The sequence below is a fragment of the Chryseobacterium sp. FR048 genome, assembly GCF_056844665.1.
On sequence record NZ_JBXDSE010000002.1, the window covers coordinates 1 to 18,796 of the forward strand.

The 18,796-nt window shown below is 39.0% G+C and carries 13 protein-coding genes; 4 read left to right on the plus strand and 9 right to left on the minus strand.

Going from position 1 to position 18,796, the window contains the following annotated elements; translation table 11 throughout:
* Positions 1-464: 464 nt before the first annotated feature.
* Positions 465-1,355 carry a cyanophycinase gene (locus tag AC106K_RS04920; RefSeq protein WP_047095746.1) on the minus strand — a complete coding sequence of 297 codons (891 nt, stop codon included), beginning with the start codon at positions 1,353-1,355 and terminating at the stop codon, positions 465-467.
* Positions 1,356-1,552: 197 nt separating this feature from the next.
* Between AC106K_RS04920 and cphA the strand changes: the two genes are divergently transcribed.
* The gene (gene cphA, locus AC106K_RS04925; protein WP_482443546.1) at positions 1,553-4,183 is read left to right on the plus strand and encodes a cyanophycin synthetase; all 2,631 of its coding nucleotides are present in this window, start codon (positions 1,553-1,555) and stop codon (positions 4,181-4,183) included.
* A 111-nt stretch (positions 4,184-4,294) separates the two neighbouring features.
* Here the strand turns inward: cphA and AC106K_RS04930 are convergent, their stop codons facing one another.
* From AC106K_RS04930 to AC106K_RS04965, 8 genes are all read right to left on the minus strand, one after another.
* Positions 4,295-5,479, minus strand: a complete 1,185-nt coding sequence (locus AC106K_RS04930) for a hypothetical protein (RefSeq protein ID WP_482443547.1) — start codon at positions 5,477-5,479, stop codon at positions 4,295-4,297.
* A 202-nt stretch (positions 5,480-5,681) separates the two neighbouring features.
* Positions 5,682-6,515, minus strand: coding sequence for a type 1 glutamine amidotransferase (locus tag AC106K_RS04935; protein ID WP_482443548.1), 834 nt, complete (start codon positions 6,513-6,515; stop codon positions 5,682-5,684).
* A 33-nt stretch (positions 6,516-6,548) separates the two neighbouring features.
* Positions 6,549-7,667: a carboxylate-amine ligase gene (locus AC106K_RS04940; RefSeq protein WP_482443549.1), complete on the minus strand. Its 1,119-nt coding sequence runs from the start codon at positions 7,665-7,667 to the stop codon at positions 6,549-6,551.
* Positions 7,668-7,697: 30 nt separating this feature from the next.
* Positions 7,698-8,651, minus strand: a complete 954-nt coding sequence (locus AC106K_RS04945; RefSeq protein ID WP_482443550.1) for an ATP-grasp domain-containing protein — start codon at positions 8,649-8,651, stop codon at positions 7,698-7,700.
* 296 nt (positions 8,652-8,947) lie between these two features.
* Positions 8,948-9,661 carry an alpha/beta hydrolase-fold protein gene (locus tag AC106K_RS04950; RefSeq protein WP_047095741.1) on the minus strand — a complete coding sequence of 238 codons (714 nt, stop codon included), beginning with the start codon at positions 9,659-9,661 and terminating at the stop codon, positions 8,948-8,950.
* A 38-nt stretch (positions 9,662-9,699) separates the two neighbouring features.
* Positions 9,700-10,914, minus strand: a complete 1,215-nt coding sequence (locus AC106K_RS04955) for an ATP-grasp domain-containing protein (protein ID WP_482443551.1) — start codon at positions 10,912-10,914, stop codon at positions 9,700-9,702.
* 141 nt (positions 10,915-11,055) lie between these two features.
* Positions 11,056-12,471 carry a leucyl aminopeptidase family protein gene (locus AC106K_RS04960; RefSeq protein WP_482443552.1) on the minus strand — a complete coding sequence of 472 codons (1,416 nt, stop codon included), beginning with the start codon at positions 12,469-12,471 and terminating at the stop codon, positions 11,056-11,058.
* Between the two features lie 5 nt (positions 12,472-12,476).
* Positions 12,477-13,598 (minus strand): alpha/beta hydrolase-fold protein, encoded by a 1,122-nt coding sequence (locus tag AC106K_RS04965; RefSeq protein WP_482444740.1) that lies wholly within the window; start codon positions 13,596-13,598, stop codon positions 12,477-12,479.
* A 199-nt stretch (positions 13,599-13,797) separates the two neighbouring features.
* Here AC106K_RS04965 and glgB point away from each other — a divergent pair, with 199 nt between their 5' ends.
* The 3 genes from glgB (at position 13,798) to AC106K_RS04980 (ending at position 18,585) form a co-directional block, all read left to right on the plus strand.
* A complete protein-coding gene (glgB, locus tag AC106K_RS04970; protein WP_482443553.1) occupies positions 13,798-15,744 on the plus strand; it encodes a 1,4-alpha-glucan branching protein GlgB in 1,947 nt (648 codons plus the stop codon).
* 61 nt (positions 15,745-15,805) lie between these two features.
* Positions 15,806-17,212, plus strand: coding sequence for a glycogen synthase (locus AC106K_RS04975; protein WP_482443554.1), 1,407 nt, complete (start codon positions 15,806-15,808; stop codon positions 17,210-17,212).
* A gap of 104 nt (positions 17,213-17,316) precedes the next feature.
* Positions 17,317-18,585, plus strand: coding sequence for a glucose-1-phosphate adenylyltransferase (locus AC106K_RS04980; RefSeq protein WP_482443555.1), 1,269 nt, complete (start codon positions 17,317-17,319; stop codon positions 18,583-18,585).
* The last annotated feature ends 211 nt before the right edge of the window (positions 18,586-18,796 follow it).

An 18,796-nucleotide genomic window follows, 5' to 3' on the forward strand; every position in this document is an offset into this window, starting at 1 on the left:
AAGATTAAAGATTAAAGATTAAAGATTAAAGATTAAAGATTAAAGATTAAAGATTAAAGATTAAAGATTAAAGATTAAAGATTAAAGATTAAAGATTAAAGATTAAAGATTAAAGATTAAAGATTTTCTCGTTAAACACCATCTTTAGAACAGGAACAATCATTATTCAATAGGAACGGGCTTTAGCCCGTTCGCAATAAAAATAATTTCCAATCGGCTTTAGCCGAAACCTACAAAAATAAACTTTGTAATATCCCATAATTTTTATCCCCATCATTCTCCATCGAACTTTTATCATAGAAACAGGAATATTAAAGACCATGTTTTACCTTTTTTGATAAAATAAAAAATCTGTGAGACCAAAAAGAATAATTGGCTTTAGCCAAAACTTAATAAAAAAACTTATTGATTTTCATCCAATAAAAAAACGAGACCAAAATCTCGTTTTTAATATATTTTATTGATTATTTATCCTGAGGAATAGGATTAAACTGAGAATTCTCAATCGTCAGCGTTTTTGTGGTAAGATCATAATGATCATTCATAGACATTACATGTACCGTCAGATTATCAATAGAAATAGGTTCTCCAAGATTGATATTTGTAAGGTTGGTATCTTTGATGAATCTTCCGTCCACAAGGATCACAAGTCCCGAACCTACGGCAGTCATTACATCATTATGAATAAAAAGTCCGGTATCTTCTCCAAGGCCGATTCCTAAAGTTCTCGGATTATTGACCACCGCCTGGAAAAGACGCCCGATTCTGCCTCGCTGTACAAAATGGGTATCGATGATCACATTATCGATCAGTCCTAGTCCTTGTGTGGTTTTGATTTCACCTTTTAAAAGAGCTTCAGAGCTGCTGCCCTGATAGATCATATTCTCAGAAGCTGCTGCTGCCCCTGCCGATGTTCCGGAATAAATAAAATCCTGTTCCTGGTATTTTAAAAGAATGGTATCATGAAATCGGGTTCCGCCAAGAATTGAGGTAAGTCTTAGCTGGTCACCGCCGGTAAACATCATCACATCTGCTGCATTAGCTCTGGCTACCATAGCGTCAGAATTCGCTTCCTCACGGTTGTGAATATCAAGAACGTTTACATTTTTAGCACCTAAAAATTCAAATGCTTTTTTATATTCGGATCCTACAATCTGAGGAATCTGGGAAGCGGTAGTTACAATCTCAATGACTGAGTCTTCCTTATGCTTAGATTCGTTGATGATCTTTCGTAAAATTCCACGTTCAAAAAAGTTAAGATTCTTTTCTATATTCTGATCATAGTCGGTTTCTGAAAAACTACCTTTGTTTACAGCGCCACCGATAACTATTAATTTTCCAACAGGTTTTGTCATACTACAAAATTAAAAAATAATTAACATTATTTGGCGAAATTCGTGCCATCTTTAGTTGATTTTTAGTGATTTAAGAATGTTAATAAAAATTAATATTTTTTTAATAAATCTTTAAACAAGGTATGGTTTTGTTTAGGGTTTTACATTATCTTTGGTTATAAAAGGAGTTATTATTAACGGTTAAAATGCCAATAGATATGAAAATCGAAAAGATTCAGGCACTACGTGGTCCTAACATCTGGAGCATCAGAAGAAAGAAGCTGATACAGATGAGATTGGACCTTGAAGAAATGGAGAATTATCCTACCAATAAAATCGACGGATTCAGGGAGAGGATTGAAAAATTAATGCCTTCGCTCGTTACCCACCGATGCTCAGAAGGAGTAGAGGGCGGCTTTTTCCACAGAGTGGAAACCGGGACCTGGATGGGGCATGTCATTGAGCATATCGCTTTAGAAATTCAGACCCTGGCGGGGATGGATGTGGGGTTTGGGAGAACCCGTGAAACCAAAACACCGGGAGTCTATAATGTCGTATTCAATTATCTTGAAGAAAATGCTGGAATCTATGCGGCAGAAGAGGCAGTAAAGATTGCAGAAGCATTGATTGAAGGGACAGATTATAATCTGAATGCATGTATTCATAAATTAAAAGAAATCAGAGAGCGTGTGCGCCTTGGTCCTTCTACAGGAAGTATTGTAGAAGAAGCCGCTTCTCGAAGAATTCCCTGGATCAGGTTAGGAACCAATTCTCTGGTGCAGCTGGGTTATGGGGTCAATCAACAGCGGTTTCAGGCTACAATTACCGGAAAGACGAGCTCTATTGCTGTAGATATTGCCTGTAACAAAGAATTAACCAAAAGAATGCTTCATGATGCTGCTATTCCGGTTCCGATCGGAGATCTGGTAGTGGATGAAGAAGACTTAAATAATGTGATCAGAAAGATCGGGTATCCAATTGTTTTAAAACCTTTGGACGGGAATCACGGGAAAGGTTCTTCCATTAATGTTAACGATTGGGAGTCTGCAAAGATAGGCCTGGACCATGCACAGAAATATTCAAGGAAAGTAATTGTTGAAAAATACATTACCGGGTATGACTTCCGTATCCTGGTGATCAACAATAAGATGGTTGCAGCGGCGAGAAGAGTTCCTGCTCATGTTGTAGGAGATGGGGAACTTAATCTTCAACAGCTTATTGATAAAGAAAATAAAGATCCGAGAAGAGGCTACGGACACGAAAATGTACTGACCGAAATAGAAGTGGATAAAGATACCCTGGAGTTGCTTGAAAAGCTTCAGTACACTCTGGAGACTATTCCTCAGAGAGGCGAAGTGGTGTATCTGAAATCAACAGCCAATCTTTCAACCGGGGGAACTTCAATTGATGTTACAGACATGGTACATCCGGAAAATATTACGATGGCGGAAAGAATTTCTAAGATTATCGGTCTGGATGTTTGCGGGATTGATGTTATGGCTGAAAATTTAACCCAACCATTAAAGGAAAGTGGCGGAGCTATCATAGAAGTGAACGCCGCACCTGGTTTCAGAATGCACCTCGCTCCAAGCGAAGGGCTGCCCAGAAACGTTGCGGCACCGGTCGTTGATATGCTTTATCCTCAAGGGAAACCTTTTACTATTCCTATTATTGCTGTAACAGGAACTAACGGAAAAACCACCACTACAAGGCTTATTTCACATATTGTAAAGAGTAATGGCTATAGAGTAGGGTTCACTACGTCAGACGGAATTTACATCCAGAATACCATGCTTTCAAAAGGAGATACCACAGGACCGCTGTCTGCAGAATTTATCCTGAAAGACCCTACCGTAGAATTTGCTGTTCTGGAGACGGCAAGAGGGGGGATTTTACGTTCCGGACTTGGATTTTCACAGTGCGATATTGGTGTTTTGACCAATATTGAAGAAGATCACCTGGGAATGAATGATATTCACAGTTTGAAAGATCTTACCAAAGTGAAAAGAGTAGTACTCGACAGTGTAAAGAAAAGTGGCTGGAGTGTCCTGAATGCGGACAATGAGTATTCGATGAAAATTGTCAATGATCTGGACTCTAATGTGGCGATTTTCAGTATGGATGAAAACAATCCTCATATTGTAAAATTTGCAAAAGAAGGAAAGATTACCTGTGTATATGAAGAAGGTTTTGTAACCATTAAAAAAGGTGACTGGAAGATCAGAATCGGAAAAGCCAAAGACTTCCCGATCACCATGGAAGGAAAAGCCAGATTCATGATCGAAAATGTATTGGCAGCCAGTCTGGCGAGCTACCTTTATGGATTTGGAATTGAAGATATTTCGAATTCTTTACGAACCTTTATTCCTAGTGCTCAGCTGACTCCAGGAAGATTGAATGTGTTTAAGTTTAAGAATTTTAAAGTACTGATCGACTTTGCCCACAACCCTTCAGGGTATGAAGCCATTGAAGATTACCTGAAAAATGTGGAATCTACGAAGAAGATCGGGATTATTTCCGGGGTGGGAGACAGACGGGATCATGATATTAAAGAATGCGGTAAAATTGCCGGTAGAATGTTCGATTATATTATCATCCGGAATGAAAAGCACCTTCGTGGAAGAACAGAAGAAGAAATTAACGGACTGATTATCGATGGAATCAATGAAGCCGGAAGAGATGTGAGCTATGAAATTATTCCAAAAGAAATTGAAGCCCTGAAACACGCTATAGGAATGGCAGAAGAAGGGACTTTCATTACAGCTTTGAGCGATGTGATTTCAAATGCGATTGATCTGGTACAGGAATATCAGGCAAGGGAATTGCTGGAAGATGATAAGAATCTATAAAATCAACCTGTAATATTCTATAATATTTAAAGAATCGGCTGAACCAAAGGTTCAGCCGATTCTTATTTTAGTAATAATAATTCTTTTTTCTTATTTTAATTGCTCGAAAAATTACCCTTCTGCAAAAAAAGCATTTGAGCTTCCGATCCAGATCGCATCTTTCTTGTTGAAATCTACATTTACCATAGCTGCTTTGGTCATTCTTCCCAGATTTTCCAATAGAATAGGACGTTCATCATTTTCCCGCCAAATATATAGCAGACGGATTTCTGCTTTTGAAAATTCTCCGTTAATATCTTCGAAGATCGGTTCATAGGTTACTTTTCTCTGCAGGATGTAGTTTTCTTTATCTTCAATAGCATCTGTGATTTCTTTGGTTGGGTTCAGATTCACTCCGCTTCCTGCAAAAGAGAACAAAGGTTTCAATACAAAATTCTCAAGACTTTCATTTTCCGGAAATTCATGTAAAAAATAACTTTTCGGAACGAACTGATGTTGTAATAATGGTAAAAGGAATTTTGAAATTTTAAAAAACCAGTTAGGATGTGTGATCCATTTTACCTCTGCTTCTTCACGGAAATCAAATTCAGTTTTAAGATCCGGAATTCTATCCAGTTCATCAAAAATCACCCGGTTGTAGATTCTTTTGATCTGAACCCGTTTGCCTTCATTTTGATAATACAGTTTTTTACCTTCCTTTTTTACTTTTGTCAGGCAGACTGTTTTTATCCCTAATAATTGCTCTGTTAAAGCAAAATCAATGGCCGTTTTCTGTTTTTCCGGGAAAATTTCAAGAAGGATTACATTTTCAGGATGTTCATCACCTACGATCAGTTCTTTCAGATAGTTTTTAAACGTTTCATGAGGCATGGTGTTTTTAATGTCATTAAGAAAAGGATATACCTCGCAAAATGTTTCTTCAAAGGTTTTCTGAAAAGCGTATAGTGAAGGGAAAGCCTGTAATTCTATCAGTTGGGGTTCGATTTCTCCGTTTTCACTTTTGCAGATCCCAAAATCTATGGTAAAAAAATGAGGCTGGTTTGTATCGTTAGGAACCCTGCAATTGTCAGGAATAGCTTTTTGAAGGAGTTCATCCGGAAGTGCTTTGATCTGGCTGATAATACTTTCACTGGCATCCAGAAGCTTGCCTTCAAATTCTTTGGTAAGAAAAAGTGGGCTCTCAGAAATCCTGAAAGTAGGTTCTATCCCTCCTTTTTGCTTTAAAGTATCTTTTAGCTGCTGATATTTATCCTGTGAAAATTCCTGATTGAACTGTTTTCTGTATTTTGGGATCATATTTTTTTCTTTTGTGAGGTTAAAAAAATCGAGCAATAATGCCCGATATTTTATAGAATGATGTTGGATGTTGGAAGAGGGGAGTATATGAAGTCTATATTTTAAATTAAGGTGTTTTTATACCTGGTCAAAATCAAAAGTTCACCAGAAGTTTAATGACTACTGATAACTTCGGGCCTCCCTCTTCCAGCTTCCTGACTTATTAAGCCAAAGATTCAATTTCTTTCAAAATGTTTTTTTTTGCAAACTGAAGGAATCTCGGAAGGATCTGATTTCTGGTCAGGATGATTTTATCTTCATCATCAATTCTGTCCATCGTTTCAAGATACTTTTCCATACCGAAGTTTTCGATCATGGCTTCTCTGTTCTTTTCATCCTTCAGGTTTTCGATCAAAGATTCAGGGCTGGCTTCAGGGTGAAACTGAGTCCCGAATATTTCATCAGAGAAACGGACCGCCATTATCGCTCTTTCCAGATTGATATGAGGACGGAATTTTTCAATAGCCATTACCGTCATACCCAATTCTTCAAAACGTTCGTGATCAGGCTCAATAAACTGAAAAGCTCTTGAGTCTACCGCATAGAAAGGATCCTGAAGATTTTTGAATAAAAACTCTTCTCTGCCTTCTTTCGTCTTGTGAACAGGCATTACTCCGAAAGAATAAGATTTTCTTTTACAGATGTTTCCCAGTTTCCAGTGAATACTTGCCAATTGGAATGAATGGCAGATCAGGAAAAGGTATTTTTTATCCTCATTGTATTTGTTGTGTTCAAAAACCGAATCTAAAAAGTTGGCAAACCTGTCTTCCCATGCAAAACCTTCTCTGTGTGGATTGCCCGGTCCGCCTGAAGAAATAAAAATATCAAAGTCTCCGATCTCCGGCATTTCGTCCTTAAACCTCACATCAAAGGTCTCAATAATTACATTTTCTTCAGAGTTCTGCTGAAATGCCTCGGAAATCTCTTTAATGTTTCTAAAGCCTTGATTGACATGGTTGTTGTTCATGTCCAGCAGAGCAATTCGAATATCTTTCATTACATCATATTTTTTGTAAAGTTACCAAAAATATTATGAAGCATGTTCTCCATGTGTTATGCCATACTCTGTTTCCGAGATCATATAATCAACCACTTTGGTAAGGTCACCCGTTTCCTTAAAGATCTGAAGCTGTCGGTCTGCGCCGGTTCCGTTTTCCAGAATTTTCCATGCATATTCAACCTCGTGGCGGCATCCTAAATCATCTACAACATCATCAATAAACTCTAAGAGTTCTTTTAATAAATGAGGATATGGAACAGATTCTTCTTTACCGAAGTCGATAAGATGCGCCTCAATACCACTTTTCGAAGCACGCCATTTATTTTCGTTCAGAAGTAACCTTCTGTAGCTTCTGAAACTAAGGTTTTGCTGATGAAGCTTATAGATTTTTGCCACTAAGCTCTGCATAATGGCTGCAAGACAAACGGTTTCGTCAATCCTTAACGGCATGTCACAGATTCTGAACTCAATGGTAGGGTAGAACGGGTGAACACGCAGATCCCACCAGATTTTCTTGGCATTGTCAATCGTTCCGGTTTTTACAAGAAGATCAACATAGCTGTCAAATTCTGCCAGAGAGGTAAAATAACTTGGGATACCGGTTCTTGGGAATTTTACAAAAATCTCCTGTCGGTAAGACTTGAATCCGGTATACCTTCCGATCCAGAATGGTGAGTTGGTAGAAAGAGCATATACGTGAGGCAGGAAATAGCGCATCACATTCTGAATTCTCACTCCCTCTTCCCGATTAGGAATCCCGATATGCACATGGAGTCCGAAAATAAGATTCTCACGGGCCACATCACCCATGTCATCTACAATTTTGATGTATCTTTCTCCCTGCGTGATATTGTTTTCTGACCAATGTGAGAATGGGTGAGTGCCTCCTCCGGAAACACGAAGTCCCTGCTCATGAGCAGTATTGATCAGGTGTCTTCTTAAATTCGTCAATTCTGCCCTGGCTTCCTGAATATTCTGGCAGATTCCTGTTTCCATTTCAATCATAGATTCATGCATTTCGTGCTTTAAGTTTTCACTTAAAACCGCTTTGCCGCCTTCAATGATTTTAGAAACGTGAGAGACAAGATCCCGGCTTTCAACATCGATGATCTGGTACTCTTCTTCTATTCCAATAGTAAACTGATGCATTTTTCTTGTGTTTTTTATTTTATCTATGATTTATTGTATTGAATCTTTCACAAAGGTTCCCCAGGTAATATTAGGTTTCCCCGGAACATATTCTTTAGCTTTTTCAATAGCCAGCTTTGCAGCATGCTCTATGATCCATGCGAAATTTTCTTCTCCTACAGAATTTCTGTCCGCGTCCGGAGCCGGATTACAGAAATCGATAGCGTAAGGAATACCGTCTCTTACGGCAAATTCCACCGTATTGAAATCATATCCCAATGCCTCGTTCATTTTGATCGTATAATCATGAATGGTCTTCAATAATTTTTCCAGTTCTGCACCCTGAGTCTGATGGGTCGTTGCATATCTTAAATGATGCGGGTTTCTTGGCTCATAAGGCATAATATGAACATATTTTCTGCCCAGACAGTATACCCTGTAATAGTCATCAAAGACGATCTCTTCCTGTACCATCATCACGAGCTGCTCTGTTTCACTCAGCTTATTCCAAAGATCATCCGGATTTTCCACTCTGTAAACGCTTTTCCATCCACCGCCGTCATGAGGCTTCATATAAGCAGGGAAACCGACATAGTTGAAAATATATTCCCAGTCATGAGGAAATTTAAGATTTCTGAATGAAGTTTCCGAAGTGTTGTCAGGCCTTTCATGAGACGGAAGCAAAACGGTCTTAGGAAGTGGTATTCCCAATTTTGACATGAGCGCATTGTTGAAGAATTTTTCATCAGCACTCCACCAGAAAGGATTGTTGATTACATAAGTACCGTTAAGTGCTGCATTTTTCAGATAAGCTCTGTAAAAGGGAACGTCCTGGGAAATTCTGTCGATGATTACTGCATATCCATAGTCTGCGCCCTGTTCCAGTTTGTCAATGGTTACAGGCTCTGCTACAATATCTCCACCACCCAGTTCATTCACTTTGTCTATGAATGCCCAGGGAAATGTATCTTCCATACCGAATAGAATTCCTACTTTTTTTGCCATAATTTCTGTTTTTTAAATTGATGTGTATTTTTTTTCTATTTTATCTTTTTTATGGGTCTGTTCAAAGAATTTTAGTCTTTTTTAGCTTATATTCTTTCTTTGACCACCCCGTCAAACCTTTGATTTGACATCCCTCCGGAGGAGGAAAATATCACATATTCAATTGTGATATTTGGGAAAACTGAAAATCTTTGATTTTCAAAAAAAACTTAAGTGTACTTCTCATACAGTTAGTAGTACCTTAAAAAACTTAAGTGTTAAAAAAATGTGTTTTTTATGTTTAAATTTTATCCGGTTCAGGAGAAATAAGCTCCTATAAACGTTGGGAACACCATTCTCCACAAAGGCCAGTCGTGCCCGATCCATTTTCTCTCATCATACCAGAAATCGATGCCTTTTATCCTTAAAATTTCTGCCATTTCAATGTTTTTATCTTTACAAATATCCTGATCAGAAGTGCTCAGTACAATATGCATATGCTTGTATTTCCAGGCATCATCGTTTCTTACAAACTCTCTAGGGCAGTTGAAGTACACCAGTTCATCAGAGTATCCGTTCATAAAATTCCTGATGCTGAATGCTCCCGAAAGGCAGATCAGATGGGAAACCACATCCGGAAACCTGAAGGCGAAATTAGCGGCATGATACCCTCCGAAGCTGGCTCCGGCCACCGCAACACGATGGGTTTTATGAAGTTTCTGGATATAAGGCACAAATTCCTGAATCAGAAACTGTACATAGCGTTCATAATTTCTGATCCTCTGCTGTGGAGAGATCTTTTCATCATAAAAACTCCAGGCGTCAATGGTCTGAATATTATAAAGCTTTACTTTTCCCTGTTCTATAAACCAGTTGATGCTTCCATTAAGGTGAAAATCATGATTCTGGGTATACTGTCCCTGAGAGGTTGGAAACATGATGATAGGATGCCCGTAATGTCCGGTCACTTCCACTTTAAGGCTGGTTCCCAATATATTCGAATAATAATCGGTATGTTCGATGTGAGGCATTTAAATTTCTTTTACTTTTAATGTTGTGTTTATTTTTTTTAACTGCTTAATTTACTGCTTTTAGGTGGTAAAATATTCAGCATTTCCATCTGTATCTTTTCAGCGGCGCTATCCAGCTTTTCCTGTACAATGACAGCATCACTGGATTTGTAAACAATGCCTACATGATAATCTATCGGGAGAAATTTGACTACTTCTTCACATTCGAAACTGCTGTAATCAGGCTCTTTATCCTTGATAAGGGCAACAATAAGTCCTGAATAATAGCCTGTAGGAGGTGAAACGCTGTAATCATTACCTCTCAGAAGAGCATCTTCAATCTTCGCCCATTCCCGCCAGATATTGATCCCGCTGGAGGCTTCCACCAGATCAGGAATATGGGCTCCGCCAACCCGTGAGGATGTCTCAAGGAAATACCATTTCCCGTCTTCTTTTCCACGGATAAATTCGGTATGGGTTGCGCCGTTGAGTAATCCGAAGCTTGAAAGAACCTTTGCATTGATGTCTTCCAGTGCTTTGAATTCATCAGAATATCTTCCCAGGGTCTTAGACCGGAACACGCCTCCTTCATGAGAAACCTGCATAGGCGGGGCCAGATATTTGGATGCGGAAGTGAATACAATTTCTTTGTTGAAAGTAAGACTGTCCACATGATATACATCTCCGGGTTTAAAGCTTTCCAGTAAAAACAGATGACGTTCTTCCCCAAGAGTCTCCAAAGCTTCATGAAGTTGGTCCTTGGAAGTAATTTTCTTAATTCCTGATGCAGAGGCTTCTGATCTTGGTTTTAATACCCATGGTGCAGGCACCCTGTCTGCAAAACTGTTCACTTCGTCATCATTGAAAACAGCAGTGAATTCCGGAACATTGATTCCTGAGTCTTTTGCTTTCTGGCGCATGGCCAGTTTGTCTCTGAAATAACGGTGAGTGGTTTGTCCCATTCCCGGAATACGAAACGTTTCCCTGATTAATGCTGCTTTTTCCACATCATAATCATCAAGGGCTACTACCGCATCTACTTTTCTGCTTTTCATCAGATGCGAAAATCCCTGAATCAGGTGTTCCAGATTCCATACGGACGGTTTGAGTTCAGGCATATAAAATACCTCATCGATGGCATGCCAGGGCCAGTTTTTTTCTTTAAGATTTTCTGATGTTACCAGGATGATATTATTGCCGAGTTTCTTCATTTCGTCCATAAAATCATACCCCTTGTAGTAACAGGAAATACATACGATCGTTTTCTTCTCCATATAATGTTTTTTGTATTTTAGTGGATTTTCAAAAATAAAAGCAATTTTTTGTTGTTTTATTAATGGTAAAAAACGGAATATCATGCGTTTTTGAAAATCCACTAATCAAGTATACAGAGATTTTTTGTAAAAAACTAATTTTTAGTGATAATTTTCAATTAAATCGGCGAGCAATTGAACTCCATATCCGGTTGCTGCTTTTTCTTTGGCGTATCCAACGTTTCCGAAGGCTACTCCGGCAATATCGAGATGGGCCCATTTAGGGTGGTTTTCAATGAATTGTTCCAGGAATTTGGCGGCGATGATACAGTCTCCGATAGGCTTCATGGAAATATTTTTCATATCGGCTACATCCGATTGGATGTCATCTTTCCAGATGTCCCATAGCGGAAGATTCCAAAGTCTTTGGTTGGTCTGATCTCCGGTCTTTATCAGGATGTTTTTCAGATCATCATTATTGGAAAACATTGCCCCACAGGTATCTCCGAACATACGAACCGAACTTCCCGTTAACGTAGCCAGGTCAATAAGGAAATCTGTTTTATAATTTTTGGTAAGATAAGAAAGTCCGTCAGCAAGAATCAGCCTGCCTTCAGCATCCGTATCAAGGACTTCAATGGTTTTTCCATTGTAGGCGGTAATGACGTCGCTGGGAAGCAGGGCCTTTTCGGAAATAGCATTGTCTGTAATCGGAAGAACGGCAACGATATTCACCGGAAGTTTCATTTCTGCAGCGTAGATCAGAGTACCAAAGACTGCTGTAGCACCACCCATATCAGATTTCATATAATGCAGATTGGCAGAATTCTTTAATGAGATTCCTCCGGTATCAAATAGTACACATTTTCCCACCAGACCATACGTTTTTGCATTTTTAACGGTCGTTTTATATTCTAAAATAGTAAAAGCAGCATCGTAAGCACTGCCTTGGTTAACGGCAAGGTAGGCACCTAAACCAAGTTCTTCGCATTTCTTTCTGTTAAATGCTGTGTATTTTAATTCGTATTTTTTTGCTAAATTTTTAAGGTACAGGCTGAAAGTGTCCGGTCTTTTAAGATTGGCAGGTTTATTCAGCCAATCCTGACAGGCAATTTGTCCATTGCTTAATGCTTCAGCTTTCTGGCTGATATGATCCAGTTTTTTCTGGCTTAAATTTTCAAAATGAAGTTCAAATTTTGTGTTCCAGAAAGCGTGTTTTTTTTCAAATGGGTAGTTGTAAGTTCCGATAAGCAAACCTTTGACAAATTCTTCAAATTGCTTTTCATTCATGAAGTCTGCCAGTGCTAAAGTGGGTACCGCCTGTAATTTGTCTTTTTGGGTCTGTGAGAACTTTACAGCCACCTGCTGGATTTCAAAATTCTGTAAAGTAGATTTCCCCAGTCCGATAAAATAAGTAATCCCTTCCTCATGGGCGTTTACGAAAACCTCATGTTTTTTTCCTGTGAAAAAAGTGGCGATATTCTTATTGAAATTCTTACCTGTTTTGATCCATTCCTCTTCTGTGAATAAATGGAAGACTTGTGTATAGTTCTTATTTTTTTTGTTGATTAATTTCATACAGTTTAGTTCTTAATACTTTGTTGTTGGGGTTTTACTTCAAGAGGGTTTTCGGTATTGTCATAGAATAGCCATTCAATTGCTCTCGGGAATTCCTGTGACCAGTAAAATTCATTGTGGGTCCCTTCGGGGTTGATGCTTGTCCTGAATTCAAAATCAAAAAGGTTTTTCTTTTCCCATCTTTTCAGATATTCTTCGAAAACATGAATTCTTTTGACCATTTTAGAACCTTCCTGACCGCCGCCATACAGGTAGATCTTTGTTTTGAAAGGAACTCTGAAGCTCATCATCGGGAAATTATTGTTAGGCTCTACCCATAGAGAAGGGGAGAAAATCAATAGCTTAGAATAGACTTCGGGATAAAGAAATCCGCTGTAGATACTAATAAGAGCTCCCAGTGAACTTCCTCCGATTCCTGTATTGTCACGGTCTTTTTTGGTTCGGTAGTTTTCATCCACAAAAGGCTTCAGGGTATCTGTGATAAAACGGATGTACTTTTTCCCTTCAGAACCATTGGCTACATTATCATTATCAAAAATATATTCTTTGATTCTGTCTTCACTTCCGTGTTCTATAGCAATGATGATGACGTCGCCACGTCCATATTCTGCAAGAATAGATAGTTTCTTGTCAATTTCCCAATTCCCGAAACCACTGCCTTCATTGAAAAGATTCTGAGCATCCTGAAGATACAGAACAGGGTAGCTTTTGTCTGTAGTGTGATAATCGTGGGGAAGCAGTGCCCAGACCTTTCGGTAGCGATCGAGCTGCGGAATATAAAATTTTTCAGAAATGACTTCTGCTACAGGAAAATACTCTTCCTTGAAGGGCCCCCAGTTTAATCTCCATTTTTTTACAAGATCAGAAGTCGTTCCCTTGGATTTTTTTATTTTCCGGTTGGGAGTCATATTTCCGTATTGGTCCAGCTCTACATTTTCCCAGCCCCCTTTCGTGAATTTGTATTCAATATTCTCAGGGAGAATCTGATCCTCAATCTCTATAAAATAGTTGCAGGCATCCTCTTGCTGAAGTTGGTAATGGTAGTCTTTAGGATTCCAGTTGTTAAAATTTCCGGTGACAAATACCGGACGGTCGTCTTTTTCTTCCGTATAAAGTTCAAACCTCATCATAGTGTTTCATAAATATTACTTTGCTAAATTTATAAAAAAGATTGTTTTGAAATCATAAAAATATGATCTAAAAAATGATATATTTGATAGGAGACGAAAGAAGAAAACTAACTTGATAATTATTTGATGAATAATTAATCACTGTTGTCAGTATTTTTCGTAGTTTCAGGAAAAATATAAATACAAACTGATCTTGATGAATTCTGTTAAAACCTATACGCTTTTTACCGATCATGATGTGTACCTTTTCAAAGAAGGCAGACATTATAAGCTGTATGGGAAATTTGGGGCACATTCTGCGGAGAAAGATGGGGTGAAAGGAATTTATTTTTCAGTCTGGGCACCCAATGCCAAAAAGGTTTCTGTGATAGGAAACTTTAACAACTGGAATCATAAAGATCATATTCTGTTTCCAAGATGGGATGAGTCCGGGATCTGGGAAGGATTCATTGAAGGGCTTACCTGGGGGACTTTATATAAATATGCGATTGAAACACCGAGAGGTGAGATTCTTGAAAAAAGTGATCCCTATGCATTAAGCTGGGAACAGAATAAACAGGCCGCCTCATTGGTATCTACAACCTGGTATGAGTGGAATGACAGGGAATGGATGGAAAACCGCTGGAAGAACAACAGCCTTGACGCTCCCATATCTGTTTATGAATTGCATCTCGGCTCCTGGGTAAGGGAAGGTAGTGATCCAGACCGTTTTTTAAACTATCGTGATATTGCCAAAAAACTGGTTCTTTATATCAAAGAAATGGGCTTTACCCATGTAGAATTCATGCCTGTGATGGAATATCCGTACGATCCCAGCTGGGGGTATCAGATTACCGGATTTTATGCTGCCACCTCACGCTTTGGCTCACCGCAGGATCTGATGTACCTGATTGATGAACTTCATAAAAATGGAATAGGAGTGATCCTGGATTGGGTACCCTCTCACTTTCCGGGAGATGCCAACGGGCTTCATCGTTTTGACGGATCTTATCTCTATGAACACGAAGACCTACGAAAAGGGTTCCATCCTGACTGGAAGTCATATATTTTCAATTACGGAAGAAATGAAGTAAAGTCTTTCCTGATTTCCAATGCGATGTTCTGGCTGGATCGTTACCATGCTGACGGGCTTCGTGTAGATGCAGTAACTTCAATGCTTCATCTGGATTATTCAAGGAATGAAGGCGAATGGGAGCCTAATATATATGGCGGAAATGTAAACCTTGAAGCTAAAGCTTTTCTGCAGGAATTCAATACTGCTGTCTATAAAGAGTATGGCGATCACATTATGACCATTGCAGAAGAAAGTTCAGATTTTCCTATGCTTACCAAGCCTGTTCATGATGGCGGAGTAGGCTTTGGAATGAAATGGATGATGGGCTGGATGCATGATACCCTAGATTATTTTAAAGAAGATTTTCCGAACAGGAAATTTCATCATCATAAACTTACATTTGCTTCCATGTATATGTATAATGAGAATTATATGATGCCTTTGTCACATGATGAAGTAGTACACGGAAAGGCAAGTCTGATCTATAAAATGAAAGGGGACGAATGGCAGAAGTTTGCCAACCTTCGTACCTTATATGTATATATGTATACCCATCCGGGAGCAAAACTGCTTTTTATGGGGGATGAATTCGGGCAGACCAGTGAGTGGAATTTTACTCAAAGTCTGGATTGGCATCTGCTAAAATACCCGGTTCATAAAGGCTTGCAGGAACTTGTCAAAGAATTAAACCACTTTTATACATCAGAATCTGCCTTTTATGAAAATCAGTTTGACAAAAGCGGTTTCGAATGGGTAGAAGCAGATGATCTGGAGAATTCAGTTTATGTCTATCTTAGAAAAGGAAAAAAAAGAGATGACATTCTGATGGTTGCCCTGAATCTGGCTCCAAAAGTATTGGAATATAAGATTGGAATTCCTGCGGGAACCCATTGGGAGGTTGTTTTTAATTCAGATGATGAGCAATACGGTGGTAGCGGGGTGCTTTCTGAAATACTGGAAGAAAAATATGAAGAATGGAGAGGGCATCATAAATCGATGACCGTGAAGCTTCCGCCTCTGGCAGGCCTTATTTTGAGACAGAAAAAAGATAAAAAGTACAAATTACACAGAATAAAATTTAAATCATAGCATACAGAGATTAAGAAACTAGATGCTTTGAACGGAAATTAATGAACTCAGAAGAAAAATTATGACGATATATCATTTAAGTACAGAGTGTTACCCTATTGCAAAAGTTGGGGGTCTGGCAGATGTGGTCGGGGCATTGCCCAAATATCAGAACAAAATAAAAGGAATAGAGGCTAAGGTAGTGATGCCATGGTACAATAAACCCTTTGTTTATGACCACGAATTTGACCTGGTTTTTGACGGTTTTATCCATCAGGGCCCGAATATGCTTCAGGTTCAGGTCATAAAAGAAAAATCAGATGTTCTGGGCTTCGAATTGTATATGGTAAAGATTCCCGGATTACTGGATAGAGATAATCCTTACGGGTATCAGGATGAAAGTTTCCAGTTTCTTGCTTTTCAGCAGGGGATTCTGCATTGGATGTGCGCCATGGAAATTCGCCCGGATGTCCTGCATTGTCATGATTACCACACCGGACTAGTTCCTTTTATGGTACAGCATTGCCCGGAATTCAAATTTTTGCAGGGAGTAAAGACCATAGGAACTATTCACAACGGGGAATACCAGGGAATGATGGGCTGGAATATGGCAAACTATATGCCTTCCTTTGATGCATATAAATGGGGGCTGATGGATTGGAACGGCTTCATGAATCCTTTGGCCAGTATGATTAAATGTTCTCATGCCTTTACCACCGTTTCCGAAGGCTACCTTGAGGAGCTTTTTGTAAGCTTCCGCGGACTGGAGAGCTTGGTACGTCAGGAATTCGGGAAAGCATACGGAATCATCAACGGGATTGATACCGAAGTATGGAATCCGGAAACCGATCCGATGCTGGATTTTAACTTTACCATCAAAAATGCCGTTGCCAAAAAGAAAAAGAACAAAGAAAAGCTGTGTAAAGAATATGGACTAAAACCTGAATTACCATTATTTGCCTTTATCGGTAGATTCGCAACAGAAAAAGGAGCAGATCTGCTTCCGGATGTGGTGTGGCGAAGTATCAAACAGAGCTATGGAGGGCTGAATGTGATGATTTTAGGCTCCGGAAATACCTATATTGAAAATAAACTGAAAGAGTACGATTATACCTATACCAATTTTGCACTGGATCTGGGATATAAAGAACATCTTTCGCATAAGATTTATGCTTCGGCAGATTTTCTTCTGATGCCATCCAGAGTAGAGCCGTGCGGGCTGAATCAAATGTACTCTATGAGATATGGGACCGTTCCGGTAGTGAGATATACGGGAGGCCTCAGAGATACGGTAGAAGATATTTCAACCGGCGGAGCTGGACTGAACTTTACTTATGCGGGAGTAGATGATATTGTTCATGCAATGAGCAGAGCATTGGAAATCTATAATCAGAAAGGAGTGATGGAAGATCTTATCCATGCGAACATGAATTTTGATTTTGCATGGGAGAAATCTGCAGAAAAATACATAGCTTTATATAACAGCTGATCCAGATGAAAACTGTGGATCCCTTTTTAACGTAAAAATGTTTCAGACTAATAGCGAACACTAAAGAATAAAACAGTAAACTTAATAAAAAACGCAAGATATTTATGAACAGAAATGTAATCTCTATTGTACTGGGAGGTGGCAGAGGAACAAGATTATTCCCGTTAACGTATTCAAGATCAAAACCGGCTGTACCTATCGCAGGGAAATACAGGCTGGTGGATATTCCTATTTCCAATTGTCTGAATTCAGGATTGAATAAAATTTTGGTTTTGACTCAGTTTAACTCCGCATCCCTGAATTCACATATCAAGAATTCTTATCACTTTGATATTTTCAGCAAAGGATTTGTAGATATTCTGGCTGCTGAGCAGAATGTGGAGAATGACAGCTGGTATCAGGGGACAGCAGATGCCGTACGCCAATCGATGAAGCATCTTGAAAAATATGATTATGACTATATCTTAATTCTTTCAGGAGATCAGCTTTATCAGATGGATTTCAGAGAAATGCTCGATTTTCACATTGAAAATGGGGGCGATCTTACCATTGCAACCATTCCTGTTAATGCTAAAGATGCAACAGGTTTTGGAATTTTGAAGTCTGACGATGAAGGAAATATTACTTCTTTCTATGAAAAACCGGATTATGACCTGTTGGAAGGCTTACAGTCTGAAGTTTCGGATGAAAATAAGCATAAAGGAAAAGAATATCTGGCTTCTATGGGGATCTATATCTTCACCAAGACGATTCTTAAGAAGATGTTCGACGAAGGAGCTGGTGATGATTTCGGAAAAGACATTATTCCTAATTCGATTGGAAAATACAAGACATTGAGCTATCAGTATGAAGGCTACTGGACAGATATTGGAACGATAGAATCTTTCTACGAAGCGAATCTCGACCTTTGTCTGGATCTTCCGCAATTCAATCTGTTTTCTTCGTCACCTATCTATACAAGAGCAAGGATGCTTCCGCCGTCTAAGATCAACGGTTCTTACGTAAGCAAGGCTGTTTTCGGAGACGGATGTATCATCATGGCCGATAAAATCGAAAATTCCGTGATCGGAAACAGGACGAGAATCGATAAAGGAAGTACCATTGTCAATTCCTACGTAATGGGGGCGGATTTCTATCAGAATACGACAGAAATTGTTATAAATGACAGAGCAGGCCGTCCTAATATGGGGATCGGGAAATACTGCTATATCGAAAAAGCAATTCTTGATAAAAACTGTTACATTGGAGATAATGTAAAAATCATCGGAGGGAAACATATTCCGGATGGTGACTACGGAACCTATTCTGTACAGGATGGAATTGTAGTTGTGAAGAAGGGAGCTGTACTGGCACCGGGAACACATATAGGGTAATAAGTAAGGAAGCTGGAGGCTGGATGCTGGAAGTTATTGAGGTTGGGAGAATAATTTTGCTCTTCCTTCATTGAAAAATGACTTGGTTTATATAATGATTCAATCAAAAAAACGGACTAAGAGCGGGAAGCTAGAGGCTGGAGGCTGGAAGTTATTGAGGTTGGGAGAATCATTTTGCTCCTCCTTCATTGAAGGATGACTTGATGTATAT

What these genes read in the sequence shown, in the direction of transcription:
- AC106K_RS04940 (WP_482443549.1), bottom strand. Translation starts at nt 7,667, where the DNA reads ATGCATCAGTTTACTATTGGAATAGAAGAAGAGTACCAGATCATCGAT.
- AC106K_RS04935 (WP_482443548.1), bottom strand. Translation starts at nt 6,515, where the DNA reads ATGAAAGATATTCGAATTGCTCTGCTGGACATGAACAACAACCATGTC.
- AC106K_RS04955 (WP_482443551.1), bottom strand. Translation starts at nt 10,914, where the DNA reads ATGGAGAAGAAAACGATCGTATGTATTTCCTGTTACTACAAGGGGTAT.
- glgB (WP_482443553.1), top strand. Translation starts at nt 13,798, where the DNA reads ATGAATTCTGTTAAAACCTATACGCTTTTTACCGATCATGATGTGTAC.
- cphA (WP_482443546.1), top strand. Translation starts at nt 1,553, where the DNA reads ATGAAAATCGAAAAGATTCAGGCACTACGTGGTCCTAACATCTGGAGC.
- AC106K_RS04965 (WP_482444740.1), bottom strand. Translation starts at nt 13,598, where the DNA reads ATGAGGTTTGAACTTTATACGGAAGAAAAAGACGACCGTCCGGTATTT.
- AC106K_RS04945 (WP_482443550.1), bottom strand. Translation starts at nt 8,651, where the DNA reads ATGGCAAAAAAAGTAGGAATTCTATTCGGTATGGAAGATACATTTCCC.
- AC106K_RS04960 (WP_482443552.1), bottom strand. Translation starts at nt 12,471, where the DNA reads ATGAAATTAATCAACAAAAAAAATAAGAACTATACACAAGTCTTCCAT.
- AC106K_RS04950 (WP_047095741.1), bottom strand. Translation starts at nt 9,661, where the DNA reads ATGCCTCACATCGAACATACCGATTATTATTCGAATATATTGGGAACC.
- AC106K_RS04930 (WP_482443547.1), bottom strand. Translation starts at nt 5,479, where the DNA reads ATGATCCCAAAATACAGAAAACAGTTCAATCAGGAATTTTCACAGGAT.
- AC106K_RS04980 (WP_482443555.1), top strand. Translation starts at nt 17,317, where the DNA reads ATGAACAGAAATGTAATCTCTATTGTACTGGGAGGTGGCAGAGGAACA.
- AC106K_RS04920 (WP_047095746.1), bottom strand. Translation starts at nt 1,355, where the DNA reads ATGACAAAACCTGTTGGAAAATTAATAGTTATCGGTGGCGCTGTAAAC.
- AC106K_RS04975 (WP_482443554.1), top strand. Translation starts at nt 15,806, where the DNA reads ATGACGATATATCATTTAAGTACAGAGTGTTACCCTATTGCAAAAGTT.